Source organism: Thermosporothrix sp. COM3, from assembly GCF_059696735.1.
Genome location: NZ_AP019376.1, coordinates 885,974 through 903,831 on the forward strand (window position 1 = coordinate 885,974; position 17,858 = coordinate 903,831).

At 54.6% G+C, this 17,858-nt stretch carries 16 protein-coding genes; 8 read left to right on the forward strand and 8 right to left on the reverse strand.

From position 1 onward, the window contains the following. Positions 1-10 precede the first annotated feature (10 nt). From ade to KTH_RS03815, 3 genes are all read left to right on the forward strand, one after another. Positions 11-1,801: an adenine deaminase gene (gene ade, locus KTH_RS03805; RefSeq protein ID WP_497616532.1), complete on the forward strand. Its 1,791-nt coding sequence runs from the start codon at positions 11-13 to the stop codon at positions 1,799-1,801. 171 nt (positions 1,802-1,972) lie between these two features. Further along, entirely contained in the window at positions 1,973-2,959 is a 987-nt protein-coding gene (cas6, locus tag KTH_RS03810; protein WP_111323844.1) for a CRISPR system precrRNA processing endoribonuclease RAMP protein Cas6, read from the forward strand. Between the two features lie 213 nt (positions 2,960-3,172). Continuing rightward, a complete protein-coding gene (locus KTH_RS03815; protein ID WP_111323843.1) occupies positions 3,173-4,117 on the forward strand; it encodes a GNAT family N-acetyltransferase in 945 nt (314 codons plus the stop codon). A 117-nt stretch (positions 4,118-4,234) separates the two neighbouring features. On the opposite strand, the gene KTH_RS03820 is transcribed toward KTH_RS03815, so the two are convergent. Then, positions 4,235-4,393 carry a DUF5679 domain-containing protein gene (locus KTH_RS03820; RefSeq protein ID WP_170142705.1) on the reverse strand — a complete coding sequence of 53 codons (159 nt, stop codon included), beginning with the start codon at positions 4,391-4,393 and terminating at the stop codon, positions 4,235-4,237. Positions 4,394-5,075: 682 nt separating this feature from the next. On the opposite strand from KTH_RS03820, the gene glpD reads away from it, so the two are divergent. Next, positions 5,076-6,767 (forward strand): glycerol-3-phosphate dehydrogenase, encoded by a 1,692-nt coding sequence (gene glpD / locus KTH_RS03825; RefSeq protein WP_111323842.1) that lies wholly within the window; start codon positions 5,076-5,078, stop codon positions 6,765-6,767. A 130-nt stretch (positions 6,768-6,897) separates the two neighbouring features. On the opposite strand, the gene KTH_RS03830 is transcribed toward glpD, so the two are convergent. The 3 genes from KTH_RS03830 to KTH_RS03840 form a co-directional block, all read right to left on the reverse strand. Further along, the gene (locus tag KTH_RS03830) at positions 6,898-7,788 is read right to left on the reverse strand and encodes an MIP/aquaporin family protein (RefSeq protein WP_111323841.1); all 891 of its coding nucleotides are present in this window, start codon (positions 7,786-7,788) and stop codon (positions 6,898-6,900) included. A 102-nt stretch (positions 7,789-7,890) separates the two neighbouring features. After that, on the reverse strand, positions 7,891-9,384 hold the full coding sequence (glpK, locus tag KTH_RS03835; protein WP_111323840.1) for a glycerol kinase GlpK: 1,494 nt from the start codon (positions 9,382-9,384) through the stop codon (positions 7,891-7,893). Positions 9,385-9,544: 160 nt separating this feature from the next. After that, entirely contained in the window at positions 9,545-10,117 is a 573-nt protein-coding gene (locus KTH_RS03840) for a glycerol-3-phosphate responsive antiterminator (RefSeq protein ID WP_170142704.1), read from the reverse strand. Between the two features lie 399 nt (positions 10,118-10,516). Between KTH_RS03840 and KTH_RS03845 the strand changes: the two genes are divergently transcribed. Together KTH_RS03845 and nagZ are read left to right on the forward strand one after the other, a co-directional pair. Beyond that, positions 10,517-11,095, forward strand: coding sequence for a glycerol-3-phosphate responsive antiterminator (locus tag KTH_RS03845; protein WP_497616536.1), 579 nt, complete (start codon positions 10,517-10,519; stop codon positions 11,093-11,095). A gap of 316 nt (positions 11,096-11,411) precedes the next feature. Beyond that, positions 11,412-13,115: a beta-N-acetylhexosaminidase gene (gene nagZ, locus KTH_RS03850; protein ID WP_497616538.1), complete on the forward strand. Its 1,704-nt coding sequence runs from the start codon at positions 11,412-11,414 to the stop codon at positions 13,113-13,115. A gap of 120 nt (positions 13,116-13,235) precedes the next feature. Here nagZ and KTH_RS03855 read toward each other — a convergent pair whose 3' ends face one another. Together KTH_RS03855 and KTH_RS03860 are read right to left on the reverse strand one after the other, a co-directional pair. Further along, positions 13,236-13,454 carry an SH3 domain-containing protein gene (locus KTH_RS03855; protein WP_497616540.1) on the reverse strand — a complete coding sequence of 73 codons (219 nt, stop codon included), beginning with the start codon at positions 13,452-13,454 and terminating at the stop codon, positions 13,236-13,238. Between the two features lie 82 nt (positions 13,455-13,536). Next, entirely contained in the window at positions 13,537-13,965 is a 429-nt protein-coding gene (locus KTH_RS03860; RefSeq protein ID WP_111323835.1) for a hypothetical protein, read from the reverse strand. Positions 13,966-14,154: 189 nt separating this feature from the next. Here KTH_RS03860 and KTH_RS03865 point away from each other — a divergent pair, with 189 nt between their 5' ends. Together KTH_RS03865 and KTH_RS03870 are read left to right on the forward strand one after the other, a co-directional pair. Continuing rightward, positions 14,155-15,423 carry a helix-turn-helix domain-containing protein gene (locus KTH_RS03865; protein ID WP_111323834.1) on the forward strand — a complete coding sequence of 423 codons (1,269 nt, stop codon included), beginning with the start codon at positions 14,155-14,157 and terminating at the stop codon, positions 15,421-15,423. Between the two features lie 152 nt (positions 15,424-15,575). Then, complete coding sequence (locus tag KTH_RS03870; RefSeq protein WP_497616542.1) at positions 15,576-16,322, forward strand: UTRA domain-containing protein; 747 nt, start codon at positions 15,576-15,578, stop codon at positions 16,320-16,322. Between the two features lie 130 nt (positions 16,323-16,452). On the opposite strand, the gene KTH_RS03875 is transcribed toward KTH_RS03870, so the two are convergent. Together KTH_RS03875 and KTH_RS03880 are read right to left on the reverse strand one after the other, a co-directional pair. Continuing rightward, entirely contained in the window at positions 16,453-17,100 is a 648-nt protein-coding gene (locus KTH_RS03875; protein WP_497616544.1) for a DUF4291 domain-containing protein, read from the reverse strand. Between the two features lie 98 nt (positions 17,101-17,198). Then, on the reverse strand, positions 17,199-17,843 hold the full coding sequence (locus KTH_RS03880; RefSeq protein WP_497616546.1) for a transglycosylase SLT domain-containing protein: 645 nt from the start codon (positions 17,841-17,843) through the stop codon (positions 17,199-17,201). Positions 17,844-17,858: the final 15 nt, after the last annotated feature.

The window sequence follows — 17,858 nt, forward strand, 5'->3', positions numbered from 1 at the left end:
ACGTATTTTTATGGGGAATACTTTCACCTATGCTTGTTCGGTCTATGGGGTACAGCTTTCCACTGCGGAGCGTCGCACCCTGATTCAGGTGGCGCGTGGCAAGCACCCGGCCGATCTGGTATTTCGGAACGGTCGCATTGTGAATGTCTTTACCAACGAGATCTATGAGGCGGACGTTGCGGTCTGGAAGGGCTATATTGCTGGTGTTGGCCCGCAGGGCGCGTACAACGGCGAGCGCGTGATTGATCTGGAGGGACAGTATCTGGTTCCCGGGTTGATCGAGGCTCACACGCATGTTGAAGATGCGCTGCTGGTTCCGGGTGAGTTTGCCCGGGCGCTTGCACCACACGGCACGACAACCTGTATCAGCGACCCGCACGAGATTGCCAATGTATCCGGTATGGTGGGCATGCGCTGGATGCTTGAGGCTGCGAAAGGGATTCCGTTGCGCTTGATGTTCACGCTGCCTTCCTGTGTGCCCGCAAGCCCGTTTGAGAATGCTGGTGCGTCACTGAAGGCCGAGGATTACAGCGAGATTGCTGGTGAGCCCCGAATTGCCTCTGTGGGCGAGGTGATGAACTATCCTGGTGTGCTTGAGGGCGACAAGGTGCTGCTTGATATGATCGAGCTCGGGAAGCCGGGCAAGTTCGCACAGCGTGGTCTGGCGGTTGATGGACACTCGCCCGAGCTCTGCGGGCTGGATCTTTGCGGCTATGTCGCTGCCGGGGTTGAGGCTGACCATGAAGCGGTTTCGGCTCAGGAGGCTCTGGAAAAGGTGCGCCTGGGTATGTGGCTCTGGATTCGTGAGGGCTCAACGCGCAACCTGGATGATCTGCTCCCGGTTGTGCTGGAACATCTGCCGGAGCGCTCTGGCTTTGTCGCTGATGATCGTACTCCTGGCGACCTGCTGCGTGATGGCGACCTGGATCATATCATTCGGCTGGCGGTCAAAAAGGGACTTGATCCGCTTCAGGCGATCAAGATGTGCAGCCTGCATCCCGCGACCTATTTTGGCTTCCGTGATCGCGGTGCGATTGCTCCCGGCTATCTGGCTGATCTGCTGGTTGTACCTGATCTGCATGACTTCCGTCCGCGTCAGGTCTATGTCGGTGGTGAGCTGATTGCAGAGAATGGTGTTGCGCTCTTTGAGGCTCCTGCGCTGCCCGCCAACTGGGAAGAAACGGTCGGGAAGACGGTGCAACTGCGTGATTTCAGCGTTGAGCGGCTGCGCCTGTCTGGCTCTAGCGGCAAAGCCCATGTGATCGGTCTGGTGAAAGATCAGATTGTGACGGAAGATCTCTTGCTTGATGTCACTGCCCGGGATGGTGTGTTGCCGTCCGAGCCGGAACGCGATCTGCTCAAAATCGCCGTCGTTGAGCGCTATGGCCGTGGACGCGTTGGGGTCGGTCTGCTGCATGGTCTGGGGCTGAAATCGGGCGCTATCGCCTCTTCTGTGGCCCATGACGCACATAATATTGTGGTGGTTGGCTGCAATGACGAAGATATGGCGCTGGCGGTCCGCGAGATTGAGCGGCTACAGGGCGGTCTGGTGATTGTGGACAATGGGCAGGTGGTTGATAGCTTGCCGCTGCCAGTCGCGGGCATTATGTCGCCGTTGCCTGTGGAGGAGGTTGCCGAGAAACTGGAGCAGCTTGATCGCAAGGTTGCCGAAATGGGCGTCGGGATCTCGCATCCGTTCGGCTTCCTGTCATTCCTGGCCCTGAGCGTGGTGCCGAAGCTGAAAATCACTGATCTGGGCTTGCTTGATGTTGATGCATGGGAGATCATTTCGATTCAATAGCTCTAAGAGAAGTTTTGAGGGAGTACGACAGGTACTCCCTCTTCTTTTGTGCTGACAGGCCAGTTTCTTCGGCTGGATATGACTTTTCGCCATGAATATCCCCTTCTCTCTCTTGAGCGTTGTATACTGAAAAAACGGCTTGATCAAGAAGAGAGAGTGTGAGGCGATACTATGGCTCGGAGTCTGACTGTCTATCATCTTTCGTTTACAACTGAAACGGTCACGCCGCTTGAGACCGACGAGCATTGTGGCGCGGCATTACGTGGTAATGTCTATGAGTCGGTATGGAGGCGCTTTTGTACGAATAAGGCCTCGCCTTCCTGCGCTGCCTGTGAGTTGCACACGGCTTGCCCGGTAAGCGCGCTGGTGGCGCCCCTGCGTGAGGAAAATACCTGGGGACGTGACGTGCCTCGCCCTTACCTGATGATGCCGCCGCTCGAGGGTGCGCGTCGTTATGAGACGGGTGAGCGCTTTCGCTTTGGGATGACGCTCTTTGGCTCGATTATTCGGCTGCTGCCCTATATCATGATAGCTGTGCCCGGCATCGAGGCGGCGGGCGTGGGCAAGCGCATACAGGAGCTTGAGGGCAGGCGGGGACGCTTTGAGGTTTGCACGGTCGAGAGCCATCACCTCTTTACTGGAGAGCGTCAATTGCTGTATGAGAGGGGAACGGTTGTAGCGGTGCAGCCGGCGCTTGCTATCACAGCGGAGGATGTCCGGGCTCGCGCGGAGCAGTTTCACCCCGAGCGCCTGACCGTGCATTTTCTGACGCCAACCCGCATCGTGGATAAGGAGCATCTGGTGCGGCGTCCGACCTTTCGCCCTCTGGTGCAGCGCTTGCTTGAGCGCCTGATTGCACTTGAAGAGGCGTATGGCGAGGGCGTGGAGTCGTCATATGCACGTATGAGTTCAGAGGAGCGGCGGCAATTGTTGGCGCGTGCAGAGGAGGTGATATGTTGCGAGGATGCGACATACTGGGATGATCTGAAAAGCTACTCCCGGCGGCTCGGGCGCAAGACGCCGCTTGGGGGCTTTGTCGGGCGCGTGACCTTTACGGGTGAACTCATCCCTTTTCGGGAGCTGCTGGCCTGGGGCGAGCTGATTCATGTTGGTAAAAGCTGCGTCAAGGGTAATGGCTGGTACCGGATTGAGGGATAGCCGTTTGATCCGCTCAGGATACTGGCAGGCGTCTTCATTGATAACGCTACATCGTGTTTTTCCCGCTTGCTTGACGGTGTAGTGTTTTTCTGGTATGCTCGACGAAATAATTCTCAAAAACGAGAAGTACAGAAAAGGGGGTGATAGTCATGATTTTGCATCAGCTAAACCTCAGATCGAGTTACTATTGTTCTTCACACAAGGAGCAAAAACATGAAATTACATCCCCTGACTTCAGAGCAGTTGGAGACATTTCTTCAGCTTGCCGTCCCCTCTGAGCATGTGGAGGATGTGCGGCGCTATGTTGAAAATATGCTCGCACGCGATTCGATGCGCCTTGACTGGTGTTTTCTGGTCGAGGATGCGGGCTCACTGATTGGTACCGTCGCCTTCTGGAAACTTCCCTCACAGCATGTCCCTGCCAGTCTGGTTCTGCTCTCGCTGCCCTGGGAGCGTGAGGACGTATATACCCTCGGAGAGCACCTTTTTGCTCTGCTGCTCCCACAAATGCGATCGCTTGGCGCGAAGATGATTGATCTTGTGATCGATGAGCCCGCCTGCTCTCCCCAGTGGCAGTATGCGCCCGAGCGGAGAAAGGAGCTTTTTCAGCGGCTTTCCTTTCGCCTGGATCGCGTGACCATGCGCTTTGAGCGCTCCGCTGGTGCCCTCCCTCTGGTGCCCGATCGTCTGGTGTTTCGCTCACTGGATGAGGTCGGGGAAGCCGTTTTTATCGATGCGATTGAGCAGGCTTCGGCCCATACCTTTGATCGCTATATCCAGCAAGAGCGGGAGCTTCTGGGGGCAAGGGAACAGGCGCGCATGTTCTTTGAGGATATGCAAAGTATGGAGTACAAGCCGCAATGGTGGAAGGTGGCCTATGTGCCGGATGGAACGCTTGCAGGTTTTGTGCTACCTGCTCTGGCGCCTGCGTTTGGGACGATCGCCTATATCGGCGTGCTGCCCGCGCATCGTGGTCAGGGATACGGATATGATTTGCTTGTGCAGGGCACGCAAACACTGATTGATGCCGGGGCGCATGTGCTGCGAGCCGATACCGATATCAAGAATGAGCCGATGGCGCGTACTTTTCGGCGGGTGGGGTATCGCCAGTTCGCGAAGCGGACTGAGTTCAGCCTGAAGCTTGCCAGCGGGAAATAAATCGCAAGAAGCAAGCTATAAAAACGCTGCTCTCATACCGAGAGCAGCGGGTACACCGGCTCAGAAGCCCTCGAAATGCAGACATTCGGGGGCTACCGAATCCGAGGTGAGTGCTTTTTACTGTTTGGCGCTGCCACCCATGATACGGGTCAGCTTGGTGCCGCAGACGACACAAGCACCTTGCATGGCGGGGCGACCATTTTTCATCGTGATCTGATGAGCATCCTTCATCTCACGTTTCTCTTTGCACTTTACACAATAGGCGGTCTCTGCCATCCTCTTGTTTCCTCCATTTATATAAGCATTCTGGCTTTCAAATAAAAGCCATTTACTACATGGTACGCGATAATTGCCCCGATCAGTTTCATTCGGGGGAAACTCAACCATTTTGGGCTATTCCGTTGCTCAACAGGTTCATGTGGAGGAAAGCGGAACGACTGGTAGTAGAGAAAATTCCACTGCTTATGCAGCATATTTCATAAATAAGATCGTGGATACGTGCCGGGAAACGCGCTCAGAATCACATATGTGCAAGCGTCATTCCAGGGCGAAGGTTGACCGGGCCTTGACAGAAGGGCCCTGACTCGGGTATAGTATAAAATGAAATATTGAGATATGAGTAATATGCTGGTACCGTCGGACAGGCGGAAACCGGTATATGGGTATACCTTACCCTGTCAAACACTTCTGGACACATGGCTGTTCCTTTGCTACCTGGCAGATGGGCGCTATGGGCGTGAAGTGAAAAATCCTCCGCTTTTTATACATCAGGCGGAGTGTGAAAATTGAATATGTATCAAGGACAGTGATTTGAGAAGTCCTGAGCCATTCGATGAGAAAGGCTTAGGGCTTTTTTGTTTTGTTGCGATGCTGCGCCGTTGTTCGGGGTCGTAAGCGTGCATTGTTGCCGCTACGCTTCGGGCGGATTCAAAGGCGAAAAGAAGGAGATACAGGGAGAATGCAAAAACCCTCTCTTACGCAATTGCAAGAACAACAATTTGATGTTGTCGTCATCGGTGGTGGCGTGATTGGTGCCGGGATTGCTCGTGATGCCTCGCTTCGTGGCCTGCGAGTAGCCCTTTTTGAGAAGGATGACTTTGCGGCGGGCACCTCTTCCACCTCGACGCGTCTGGCTCATGGGGGCCTGCGCTATCTTGAAATGCTTGACTTTGGGCTGGTTCGGCAGGATCTTGGGGAGCGCGAGAAGCTGCTGCGGATCGCTCCGCATCTGGTGAAGCCGCTACGCTTTGTGGTGCCGCTCTGGTCGCGCAACTGGTTTTATCGTACCAAGCTCAAAATAGGTATGATTTTGTATGATCTGCTTTCGTATGATAAGAGCCTGCCCAATCATACCTTCTGGAATCGGGAGGAGTTGCTTCAGCGTGAGCCAATGCTGAACCCGGATGGCTTGCAGGGCGCGCTCTGTTATTATGACGCTCAGATCCCTTCAACCGAGCGCCTGGTGCTTGAAAATGTGCTGGATGCCGCCGAACATGGGGCACAGATCTGGAATCATACAACCGTGACCGGCCTGCTCCGCAGCGGCGATCAGGTTTATGGCGTGCAGGTGCGCAATGAGCAGAGCGGCGAGACAGCAGACGTTCGGGCGCGACTGGTCATCAACGCTGCCGGTCCCTGGCTCGATGGTCTTACCACGAAGCTGCTTGACGAGCCAAGCCACAGGGTGCGCATGACGAAGGGCATTCACTTTACCGCACCTCCGGCCTGTAACCATGCGTTGGTGTTGTTCGCGCAGCAGGATAACCGTCTCTTTTTCGTGATTCCCTGGAATGGCTATTCGTGGGTTGGTACAACCGACACCGACTACAACGACTCTCCTGATAAGGTGCGGGCAAACGGCGAAGATGTCGACTACCTGCGCGACTCGGTAGAAACCTTCCTGCCCGAGGCCGATTGGGAGCAGATCTACTTCACAACGGCGGGCCTGCGGGCGCTGGTGCGCAAGGAAGGCGTGAGCGAGTCAGCGGTGTCGCGAAAGCATGCGCTGGTCGATTTCAGCAAGACCGAGGGACTGAACGGCATTATGTCTGTAGTTGGCGGCAAGCTGACGGCGTATCGTGGCATTGCCGAGGAAGCGGTTGACATGGCCTGTAAGAAGCTTGGCGTCTCAAAGCGCTCTCAGACGGCCAGAGTACCATTGCCCGGCGCGCGTGTGCAGGAGCATAGCAGTACCCATGACAAGATGCTTCGTGAGCTGCAAGAGCGGATCTATAGAGCCGGTGCCGGGCTGAACCTGAGTGACCAGCAGATTGATTACCTGCTGCATCTCTATGGCCTCTACACACTGGATCTCTTTGAGCTTGCGCGTACGCGTCCAGAGCTGGCCGAGCGGATTCATCCGAACTACCCCGACATCCGGGCACAGATTGTGCGAGCCATCACCGCCGAGTATTGCACTATGGTTGATGATTTCATCTTCCGGCGCACTATGCTAGGCTTCTCGGAAGATCAGGGCAAAGAGGCGCTGCCCGTCATTCTTGATGAGATGGGCAAGCTGTTGAACTGGACGGCTCAAGCTCGGCAACGACAGGAAGAGCGCTATCAGTGGGCAATCAGAAAAAGTCAGGCCTTCCGCGAGGAACTGAAGCCGACGACGTCACAGGCACAGGTCTCGTTATCGCATAAATAGCACATCGAAGAACGCCCGGGGAAAACATGCCGGGCGCTCTTTTTTTTGGTTCTGCTTGAACATGTTTCGTGATAAAAAAGGAAGCGTCCGGCGAACCAGACGCTTCGAGCATGCGTAAAGAGGACAACTGTTATTGGACAGACGGCTCGTGCGAGCGTTCGCGTACAGCCTCGCCTTTTGTTTCAGTATCGCCAGATTGTCCCATATGGCGCGCTGCCAGCACCTTGCTGATTGAGAAATCATAGATGAGAGCGCCGATGATACCGCCAACAATCGGGGCAACGATAGGAATCCAGGTGTAGTCGTTCAGTGCCCCGAAGCCACCGCCTACCAGCGCCATCCACAGGCGTGGGCCGAAGTCACGGGCAGGGTTGATTGCATATCCAGAGTTCAGGCCGAACGATGCACCGATTGCGACAATCAGGAAACCAATGATCATCGGGTTCAGGTTTGCCTGTACGGGCTGATTGCGTCCGTCGGTAATCGCCAGGATCAGACCGACCAGGAGCGCGGTGCCGATCAGCTCGGTTCCGAAGGCGCCGAACACGCCGACAAAGTCCTTCTTCCCGGTGTAGAAGACGCCGCCAACCTGACTGACGGTGTTTGCATCGAGCGCTTTTCCGCCGAGTGCGTGGTCAATCGCACCTTTGTAGACAAAGTAGAGAATCCCTGCGGCAACGAACGCGCCAACAACCTGCGCCACGATGTAGGGAATGACTTTCCGCCAGGGAAGCCGCCCGGTGACTGCCTGCGAGATCGTTACTGCCGGGTTCAGGTGGGCACCACTGATCGCGCCTGCAACGTAGATACCGAGCATGACTGCCAGACCCCAACCCAGGATAATAACAACCCATGAGTTCGCGAACGGCGTTGCGGCCCCGTTCGGGCCAGTGTTTGTGAAGAGCTGGAATGTCGCGACACAGCCATCACCGAACAGAATCAGGACCAGTGTGCCGAAAAACTCGGCGAGGGCCTCGCCCCAGGTTCCGGCCAGCGGCGAACGCTTTGCAATACTAGCCATAAATACCTTCTCCGTTTCTGTAAGAGGACAAGAAAAAGACGCTGAACAAAGGGAATGCGGAGACCGGCCCGCGTTGCAGGCCAGCCTGACGCAACCGAAAAATTATCGCTGTTCCCAATTCAGAGAGCGCTCAACGGCGCGTTTCCAGCCCGAGTAGAGCTCTTCACGCCTCTCTGCACTCATCTGCGGCTCAAAGGTGCGATCAATGGCCCACTGGGCGGCCACTTCCTGCTTGCTGCTCCAGAAGCCAACGGCCAGACCTGCCAGATAAGCCGCACCAAGCGCGGTGGTTTCGGCCACTTTCGGCCGCTGGACAGGAACGCCGAGAATGTCGGCCTGGAACTGCATGAGCAGGTTGTTGACGACCGCGCCGCCATCAACGCGCAGCGCCTTCAACTCAACGCCGCTATCGGAGCTCATGGCTTCCAGCACGTCGCGGGTCTGGTAGCACATGGACTCAAGCGTTGCGCGGGCAACGTGACCCATCGTGGAACCGCGAGTCAGGCCCATAATTGCGCCACGTGCGTAGGGATCCCAGTGGGGAGCGCCCAGACCGACGAAGGCAGGAACCAGATAGACCCCACCATTGTCCTCGACGGTCGCGGCCAGCGGCTCGACTTCTGCGCTGCTATGGATCGCTTTCAGGCCGTCACGCAGCCACTGCACGGCTGCGCCAGTGACGAAAATGCTGCCTTCGAGCGCGTAGGTGACTTTGTTATCGGTTTTCCAGGCGATGGTAGTCAGCAGGCCGCAGTTTGAGGGAACGGCCTGAGCGCCGGTGTTCATCAGCATGAAGCTGCCGGTGCCATAGGTGTTCTTCGCCATGCCAACTTCATAGCAGGCCTGACCGAATGTGGCTGCCTGCTGGTCGCCCGCGATACCGGCAATTTTGATCGGCGCGCCGAAAAATTCGGGGTCCGTCTCGCCGTAGATTTCGCTGGACTGACGCACTTCGGGCAACATGGCGCGAGGAACACCCAGTTCCTGAAGGATGACATCATCCCAATCGCCCTCATAGATGTTGTAGAGAAGGGTTCGGGAGGCGTTTGTTGCGTCGGTGATATGTACGCGTCCTTTGGTTAAACGCCAGATGAGGAAGGTATCCACGGTGCCGAAAAGCACTTCGCCACGCTCGGCTTTTTCGCGCACACCCGGGACATTATCAAGAATCCATTTGACTTTTGTACCAGAAAAATAGGCATCCGTCACCAGTCCGGTGCGTTTGCGGATCTCCTGATCAAATCCCTTTGCCTTGAGCTCATCACAGATAGGTGCGGTCAGGCGGCTCTGCCAGACGATTGCGTTACAGACGGGTTTGCCTGTCTCTTTTTCCCAGACAAGGGTTGTTTCACGCTGGTTGGTAATACCAATAGCCGCCACGTCGGCAACTGACGCCCCTGCCTTCTTCAGAACGTCCTGGGCCACGGCTAACTGACTTGACCAGATATCTTCGGGGTTATGCTCAACCAATCCGGGTGCCGGGTAAATCTGGGGGAATTCTTGCTGTGCAACGCTCACGATTGCTCCATCGTGATCGAAGAGGATTGCACGTGAACTGGTTGTTCCCTGGTCAAGGGCAAGCACGAACTTAGCCATACAACATTGTCCTTCTTTCTATACATTGATTAACAACGATGTACAAAGTATCGGGAAGCTACAGCGCTTCCATTCTATGACAACAGGTGTACCTGTCGTCCCTATCTGCTCTCTGGATAGCTTGCGGTCGATGCTATCTCTCCTGTTTCAACGAGCGCATTCAAGGCCAGAGATCTGCCTGGCTGACTGCAACACCCTGTGCTCCGGCTTTGAGAACCGCCTGCACCTGTTGCGGGGTGTAGATCAGTCCAGAGGCCAGGAACGGGAGCGGAAATGGAAATTCCTGTAAGTGTGGAACTACCAGCGCGGGTGAAATATCGAGCAGGTCTACATCGGCCAGATTGACGGTTGTTAACGATGCCTGAAGACCGGTCGAGTCAACGGCAAAAACGCGCTGGACCGTCTGAAAGTGAAGAGCCTTCCCCATAGTGAGCACGCGCGGATTGTTAGAGACGATGCCATGAACGTGACAGCGTTCGGACAGATACGCAAGGCCATCGGCATCAGCATGGACGCCGTCAATCTGATCAATATTGACATACACCAGCAGCCCTTGCTGATGCGCCCGTTCAATGCGGGGGGCAAGATCGAGCAGATTGCAATGGCGTAGTACGACTGCCTTCACCTGAGGATGTTCCATAAACTGTGTCAGTTGCACAGCATTCTCGACAACCGGAATGATCTTCGCGGTTATCGAGGGAGGAAGCGACGTTTTAGCGGCTTTTATATCCATGCGCATCTCTCCTGACAGTAAGCAAGCAATAAGCTCTAAGCCTTATAGACTTGCGGCCAGAACTTCTCATCTCACTGTCCTGCGCACACGCTATAGGGGCACGTAATCTTGTTTTCTTTCAATCCACAGGGGCTTGCGAGACCGCTGCGGATGTTCTCCTCGCCCGAGGAATGCAGGGAAAAGGCTTTGCTGGCGCTACGTCTTTTCTAAGAAAAAAGTACGCGTAACAGGGCAAAAGCCTGACAACTACACTTTGTAGCTGTACAATGTAGCGTTTGTAGACTATAATATAGTCCATTGTCGCTCTCTTTGTCAAGGGTTATCTGGCGAAAACTCAAGAGAAAACTCCTGCTTGCTCTTGTATGATGAAATGAGAAGGAGGTGACAGGGGATACTGCTATGAGGAAAGAAGATTTTGTCAAGCTGGCGAGCCGCTATCCGCTGGCCGCGGCCATGAAAACGAGCAAGGATATGGAGCTTGCTCTGACGTCTCGGGCATCACTGCTCTTTGTGCTGCGCGGCAATGCATTTCATCTCGAACCCTATATCGAGCGCGTGCATCAGCAGGGCAAAGGTGTGGTTGTCCATATCGATTTAATTGGTGGGGTGGGGAAAGACCGAGCCGGGATCAAGTATTTGCGCAAAATTGGCGTGGATGCCATTATCACCAGTCGCTCCCAGTTGATTGCGGCGGCTCGTGCCGAGGGCCTGCTGACGATTCAGCGCCTGTTGCTGCTGGAAGATTCGGCGCTGGAACGGGGTGTCCGCACGATTGCCCATGCATCCCCTGATTTTGTCGAGGTATTACCCGGTATTATTTTTCCTGAAGTGGCTTCTACACTACGTTCTCTTCTGCCCGGCCCCTTTATCGCTGGCGGCTTTATCCGCACTCCCGAAGAGGTCAGGCACATTCAGGCCGCAGGTGCTATCTTATGCAGCAGCAGCACTACGAGTCTGTGGAATGACCTCTCTCTGTGAACTGCCTTTTGTCGAAAACGGGCAGAGCCGACATGTTTTGCCCGGCTTCGGCGCTTTCCCCTCTGAAATCGCTTCTCTGGCCTTGCGAATACCTTAAAAAGCACGCTTGCTCTCTAGACTGCCTGTGCTGTGATAAGGTATCATTGGTAATGAATAGGTGAAATAGGGCAGACTATTCGATCTGGCTGAGAAATCAGGAGGAAAAAACTCTCACTCTGTTCAGGACAAGCAGGGAAGAACACGCCATCGGGCAGGAAGCCCTGAGAGTTCTTTGACGTACCTGAAATTTCTACATGACGAAAGGATTTCTAAACACATGTCCCTTCTATCAGAGGACCCTACCGTAGGGATGACGGTAGATGAGCTCATTGGACAAGTGCTCTCTGTAGGCTTCCCGGGGACGACGCCAACCGCTGAGATTCTCGATTTGATTCAGAAGCATCATGTTGGCTCTATTATGCTTTTTGCACGCAATGCTGAAGATGTGCACCAACTGCGAAATCTGACTCGCAGTCTGCAAACGAGCGCACGGGAGGCCGGGCACCGCTTCCCGCTGTTGATCTCCAATGACCAGGAAAATGGCATGATTCAGCGTCTCGGGCGTGGCTCAACCATCTTTCCGGGAAATATGGCGCTAGGCGCAATCGATTCAGAGCAGATCGTCTATGATGTGGCTCAGGCTGTGGGGCAGGAGATGAAAGCTCTGGGCATCAATATGAATTTTGCTCCCGTCATCGATGTCAACAATAATCCCGACAATCCCATTATCGGGAATCGCGCTTTCGGCGAGGATCCAATGCAGGTCGCTCGTCTGGGCGTGGCGACCGTAAAGGGGTTTGCCAGCGCGGGCGTGATTACCTGTCTGAAGCACTTCCCGGGTCACGGTGATACGGCGGTCGATTCTCACTATGCACTGCCAACTATTCTGCATTCGTTGGAACATCTGCAACGCGTTGAGCTGGTTCCTTTCCGCTATGGCATTGAGGCCGGTGCCGATGCGGTCATGACCGCTCATATTTCCTTCCCCGCCCTGACCGGGGATGAGTCGTTGCCTGCAACGCTCTCTTCGCATGTGCTGCAACATCTGCTTCGTGAGCAACTGGGCTTCGGCGGACTGGTTGTGACTGACTGTCTGGAAATGGATGCCATTATTGATACGGTCGGTATCGAGGCCGGTACGGTTGATGCGTTGAAGGCCGGGTCCGATCTGCTGCTGATCTCGCACACCTACTCGCGGCAGCTACAGGCGATTGAGGCGATTCGCCGGGCGCTGCAAACCGGCTATCTCTCGGAGGAACGCTTGCGCGAGGCTGCCGGGCGCGTCTTGCGGCTCAAGGCCCGGGCTCTGTCCTGGGAAGAGGCGCTGACAAACGATCAGGCTATGATCTGTGTGGGCAGCGATCTGCATCGTGAGCTGAGTGAGAAGGTCTACGAGCTCTCGACGACGCTGGTCAAAGATACGAAAGGGCTGATCCCGCTGAACCTCAAGCCCGAGCAGCGCATTCTGGTGGTGTATCCGCGCAAAGAGGCGTGGTCTCAGATCTCCGACCGGGTGTACCCGATTGCGCTGCTAGGCGAGTATATTCGTTTACGCCATGCAAATGTGCGCATACTGTGTTTCGATCCAACCGCAATCAGTAGCGCCTACCGGGAGATTCAGCGGGCGGTCCATGAAGCGGCTCTGGTCATTATGGTGACGGTCAATGCCAATCTCGATCCACAGCAGGCTATGTTGATGCAGGAAGTGTTGCAATCGAACAAGCCTGTCATTGGTATTGCCGGCATGTTCCCCTATGATCTGCTGGCTTTTCCGCGTCTCAGCACGTACCTGACAACCTATGAGTATACTCCGCCCGCTCTGGAGGCTCTGGCACGGGTTCTTTTTGGCGAGATTGCTCCTCAGGGGCAGTTGCCGGTTTCGTTGCCCGATATCCCGCCGGGGCGCAAGCGCTTCTCTTTTGGCTTGCAGTCGTCTAGAGTACAGGACAAGCTGGAATTACAGGAAAAAGAGGCAGGATAGTCTTCTAGATCGAACACGCTCTTCTCCACTTTCAGGGGAAGAAGAGCGAGAGAAGGAATGGAAGGTGAAAAGAGTCCCGGCAGTTCGACCGGGACTCCAGCAGAAAAAGATGAGGGGAAACTATCTTTTATCGGAAGGGCGGTAGCCTACCCGCTCCAAAAACGTATGTGTTACCTTTCCCCGATGCAAGAAATAGATTTTGCAGGCGTAGTATCTCTCGTCTCGTCCCGCACGCAAATAGGCCTGCCGCGCCTCCTCAGGGTTGTTGCCCTCGAATAGAACGAGATCTCCCGCTTTGATAGTGTATTCATATCTGGATTCATGTGCTTCGCTCTTCATGACTTCCTCCTGACAACAGGTTGGTATAAGGAGGGATGCGTGATCCCTCCCACTACGAATACACGGCTTGAGGGAAGTCCCCTCATAGGTGGAGGTGGTTTCGCATTATGTAGAGCTCTTGCAAGGGGCGATAAAAGCAGACTCTACAGGTTCCCGAAAGGGGAATGTTGTAACATGATATCTGAATGAATGAATACAGGTCCATGCTGCCACAGAACTCGCAGCGCTGATACTGCATGTGTCGAATGACGCCGGCAAGCGCCGCCTGCATCTCGCGGTGCGACTGCGGGTAGTGCTGGGGCAGCGTGGCGGCGTACTCCCGGGTATACCCCACCAGCGCGGCCACTTCCCCTTCACTCACTTTCAGCTCGACGGGCTCCGACGCGTCCTCGATCCTCACAAGGCTCATCTGGTGATAGAGACTCTGTAAAAAGCTGTTTTGTGGCATCTTTGCCAGAAGTGCTACTAACACTCCTTTTAACAAACGAAATTCGTGAACTGGCAATTTCATCTTACAATCTCCTCTTCATCTTTTAGAAGCCACTCCTTTGTGTTGCCCTCTACCTTCTATGATACTTATCTATCTCGCTTCTGCCAACAATCTTCCCTGCACCCTGCACTTTTAGCTCATACAATGCAAAGAGCTTTGTGATATACTATGAGGAGTGGAAAGTGTTCAATGCTTAGAAGGTTGGTTTCTATGTTGGAGTGGAAACAGATAGCAACGACGCTTAAAGCGTATAAGCAACGGCAAAGAATCTCATATCCGGCCATTGCCCGGGCTCTCGGCTTGAAAGAGCGACAGGTGTATTACATCTTTCAGGGCAAGGGTGACCTTCTCAATTCCTATGCTCTGTTACGCCAGCTCTCGCAGGTCCTTGCTATTCCTCCCCACCTCCTGGGACTCTCGCTGATCGAGCGTCCCCCGATCGAGATCGGGCGTGAGATTGCGAAGCGACGCAAAGCACGCAGGATCTCACAGGAGGCGCTGGCGGAAAAGATGGACCGCTCTGTTGAATTTGTATCACGGCTTGAAAACAAAGGGGAAGGACTCGACAATATGCGCAGACGAAAGGCTCTCTCTTTGCTTCTGGGAATTCCACCCACTCTGATGGGTCTGGCTGATGCCTCGATCCCGATGAAACAGCTCGTGCAGAAGGTGGATATGCAAATGTATCAAGATAGACTCGATACATTGTACAAAACGTATTATTACAAGGGAGCGTCCGCGCTTCAAGAGGTAGAGCAGCAGATAGCGCAGCTCAAGTTGCTTGAGCAGGACAGCGAGACCAGAACCATGCTCTACCGCTATCACGCTCTGGCGCTGCTCATTGCCCGCGAGGACTATAACTTTCATGCCATTCATGTCCACTCCCAGGCCTGCATTGATCTCGCGGGCGATAGCGCCATCAAGCGCGCGCTCGCCCACTACCACCGTGCCGAGGCCTTCCGCGAAATCGAGCTGTATGGCGAGGCTGTCACGCAGATCGGCCTTGCGCTCAAGATCAACCACCTGCCGCTGAATATCCTCTATCGCCTGGCACTGGAAGCCGGTACGATCCACTACAGCGCGCCTCCGGGCATCGGTGAGGGCACCCATTATGGCGCGAAAATGCTCTCTCGGGCGGAAAAGCTCTTTCCCCAGGTTGCAGGTTCAGTTGACAGCATTAGCCAGCTCCCCATCTTGGGGGAGGACTTTCTTGCCTTGCGCCGCACGATGGCCCTCGTCAATGACCCCTCCGCCTGCGCTCAGGCCATTGAGGAAGCCCGAGAGCTGTCAAAGGTGATGCCACGTCGTGCCATGATCCTTGATACCTACGAGGCAGATCTTGCCGCCAAGAAAGGCAATATCGAGGAAGCGCTGCTGCTCACGGCCCGTGCTGAGCAAAAGGCCCGCGAAATGAAATCGCAGCTTAACCTTGCCCGTGTGGCACGCGTGTATGAGGAACTCAAACAACAACAAATGTAAACATATTGGCCGGGAGTATGAGAGGCTCCCGGCTTCTCCCGAGAGGAAAAGCAAGTTCAGAGGCCGCCCGGCGTGCTCTCAGGAAGGCAATATTCTAGTATAGAGGCAGCGATCCTTCCGCAAGGAATAATGAAGAAAGGAAGCAGGCATATATGTCGAAAATAGTCGATGGCGAGGAGTATCTAGAAACTGAAGAGGTAATGGAAGAACTTGCTGCATCAAAGAAACTTTTCTATACGAGTATCAAACCCAACCTTCAGGCGTACCGCTTCGAGGGGAAGAAGAAACCCTGGTACAGGAAAAGGGATGTGCTTGCCTTAAAAGCCGGGAAGCCGCTTCGTAAAGCATCTATCGCCATTACAGGGATGTTTGGTAGCTGGACGGCTTTTGCTCAAGCGCAGTATGGGGCAGAGACAGAGCTTCGGAGCATTGAGGTGACGACGCTTCCTGAAGACGCTGTAGAGCGGTTTCATCTCCCTGCCGATCAGCAGTTCGTCAAGCGCTCGCGTTTGAGCAGGATAGACCGTACCGTGATTTGCGCATGGGATACCTACTATCCTGTGGAGCTGGTCAGAGACATCATAGAACCCTTGAAGCAGGGTACAGTAGACCACATTGTTGAATATATCAGAGAGAAGCACGGTCTTGTCGTCGGGCGTGCGAAAGACATCTACAGCGCTCGCATGACAACGCTCGATGAACAAAATCTCTTTCAACTTCCTGCCGATGAGCCGGTACTTATCTTGCAGCGGGCATCCTATACGAGAGATAAGCAAACGCTCATCCTGTTCTCTGACATGGTTCTCCTGGGAAACTGGTTCGTTCATCAGCATGAGTATGATGTGTCCATCGGGCAGAGAACGAGAATCAGCCTATTAACCAGCGAAGAAGTCCTGTAGCATACGTTTTTGCTCATTATAACCGATAATCAAAACACACAATTGCCTCAAGCCTGTACCCGACATGCATCAAAAAGCCCCTGACGTACGCCAGGGGATGAAGCTCGCTTGAGAGGAGATCCCATCGGTGCTAGTGGGTCCAGGGATCGAGTTTGAGCCGTGCGGCTACCTCAGGTGTTGGTGCGGGATACACGCGTTCACGAGGCACCTGAAGCTGTGCAAGCGCGTTCGCCTGAACGAAGGCTCGCTGCTCTGCAACAAAGGCAGAAATATCTTCTATCGCCGCAATCTCCTCTTTCGCGTAACGGGCAAGCATGTTTCCACGTAATCCCAGTTGTAGAGCGCGTCGGGGAAGACGATCGCCATTCGGAGCATGATCGGGGTCCCATTGCAAGACGACCTGAGAGTGATGTAATTGCTCGTACCATGCGGCCTCATCGGGATAGATGTCGGAGCGATAGGACGAGTGAACCGCTTGCGTGAGCAGCTCATCAAAGAAGGCGCGTTTCAGCGAGATCGCAAGCACGACCTCCTGCTGTGGCGACGTGCCCCATTTGCTGCGATACATCATCCAGAGAAAGTTTGGCTTGATCCAGCTCGTGCGCTCAAGGCGGAATTCGCCACCAAAATAGCCATGAGTTGCCGCAAAATGGCCGATAGCGGGCTTGTAGGCCTGATAGACGACTACACACTGCTCATCATATTGCGCGAGGATGTGGCGTCCCTCTTCGGGCCATTCGTCGAGTTGTTGAAGATAGGAAGTTGTTTGAAGCTGCATCGTATGTCTCCAGAGAGAAAAAAAGAAGCGCCGCGGCGGGCAAGCGCTTCTTTCATAACAAACAAACGCCATGAAGCAAGGAGGAGTTGATGAGAACGTTATGGTTTACAGGACCATTGTTTCCAGGTGTATCCGTCGTTCTTGAAAAGATAGTATGCGGCCTGTGCATTTGCGGTCGGATCGAAAATACTCTGTCCCGCGTAGGGAGTACCTGCCCAGGTGCCCGGCATGATCTGGAACAGTCCTGAAGCGCCGGACGGATTTTGTGCATTTGGATTCAGCCCGGACTCACACTGAGCGACACGGATCGCGGCATCTCCATAGGAGCCGAAAACCGAGAGAATAATAGATTTGATGCCTTCGGGGCCGCTGACCGGTGGTGGTGTGGTTGCGACTGGAGAGGGTACCTGTGTCGGGCTTGGCTCGGGTGATGGACTTGGCGTCGGGCTTGGTGTCGGCGTTGGCAACAGATTTTCCGCAGTGCTGATAGTGTCGTCCTGTTGCATCTTGACGCCGGGATTATCGGGCATATCGAAGGGCAGGGTTGTCATATGGGTGGTGCGTGGTTCGGTGCTCTTTGGTGTGGGAGCAGGGGTCCCTCTCGATGCGAAGAGGCTGAACCCGGTTCCCAGAGCGGCAACTACCACGGCTGCGAGACAGGTCAGCAGGATGTGGCTCTTTTTAAAGCCTTTGAAGCTCTGCTGTTGCGCGGTCGTCCTCTCATTCTTATGTTCTTTCAACATTGATCCTTTCTGAAG

Excerpts from the sequence above, each read along its gene's own strand:
- ade (WP_497616532.1), top strand. The coding sequence starts at position 11 with ATGGGGAATACTTTCACCTATGCTTGTTCGGTCTATGGGGTACAGCTT.
- cas6 (WP_111323844.1), top strand. The coding sequence starts at position 1,973 with ATGGCTCGGAGTCTGACTGTCTATCATCTTTCGTTTACAACTGAAACG.
- KTH_RS03815 (WP_111323843.1), top strand. The coding sequence starts at position 3,173 with ATGAAATTACATCCCCTGACTTCAGAGCAGTTGGAGACATTTCTTCAG.
- KTH_RS03820 (WP_170142705.1), bottom strand. The coding sequence starts at position 4,393 with ATGGCAGAGACCGCCTATTGTGTAAAGTGCAAAGAGAAACGTGAGATG.
- glpD (WP_111323842.1), top strand. The coding sequence starts at position 5,076 with ATGCAAAAACCCTCTCTTACGCAATTGCAAGAACAACAATTTGATGTT.
- KTH_RS03830 (WP_111323841.1), bottom strand. The coding sequence starts at position 7,788 with ATGGCTAGTATTGCAAAGCGTTCGCCGCTGGCCGGAACCTGGGGCGAG.
- glpK (WP_111323840.1), bottom strand. The coding sequence starts at position 9,384 with ATGGCTAAGTTCGTGCTTGCCCTTGACCAGGGAACAACCAGTTCACGT.
- KTH_RS03840 (WP_170142704.1), bottom strand. The coding sequence starts at position 10,117 with ATGGATATAAAAGCCGCTAAAACGTCGCTTCCTCCCTCGATAACCGCG.
- KTH_RS03845 (WP_497616536.1), top strand. The coding sequence starts at position 10,517 with ATGAGGAAAGAAGATTTTGTCAAGCTGGCGAGCCGCTATCCGCTGGCC.
- nagZ (WP_497616538.1), top strand. The coding sequence starts at position 11,412 with ATGTCCCTTCTATCAGAGGACCCTACCGTAGGGATGACGGTAGATGAG.
- KTH_RS03855 (WP_497616540.1), bottom strand. The coding sequence starts at position 13,454 with ATGAAGAGCGAAGCACATGAATCCAGATATGAATACACTATCAAAGCG.
- KTH_RS03860 (WP_111323835.1), bottom strand. The coding sequence starts at position 13,965 with ATGAAATTGCCAGTTCACGAATTTCGTTTGTTAAAAGGAGTGTTAGTA.
- KTH_RS03865 (WP_111323834.1), top strand. The coding sequence starts at position 14,155 with ATGTTGGAGTGGAAACAGATAGCAACGACGCTTAAAGCGTATAAGCAA.
- KTH_RS03870 (WP_497616542.1), top strand. The coding sequence starts at position 15,576 with ATGTCGAAAATAGTCGATGGCGAGGAGTATCTAGAAACTGAAGAGGTA.
- KTH_RS03875 (WP_497616544.1), bottom strand. The coding sequence starts at position 17,100 with ATGCAGCTTCAAACAACTTCCTATCTTCAACAACTCGACGAATGGCCC.
- KTH_RS03880 (WP_497616546.1), bottom strand. The coding sequence starts at position 17,843 with ATGTTGAAAGAACATAAGAATGAGAGGACGACCGCGCAACAGCAGAGC.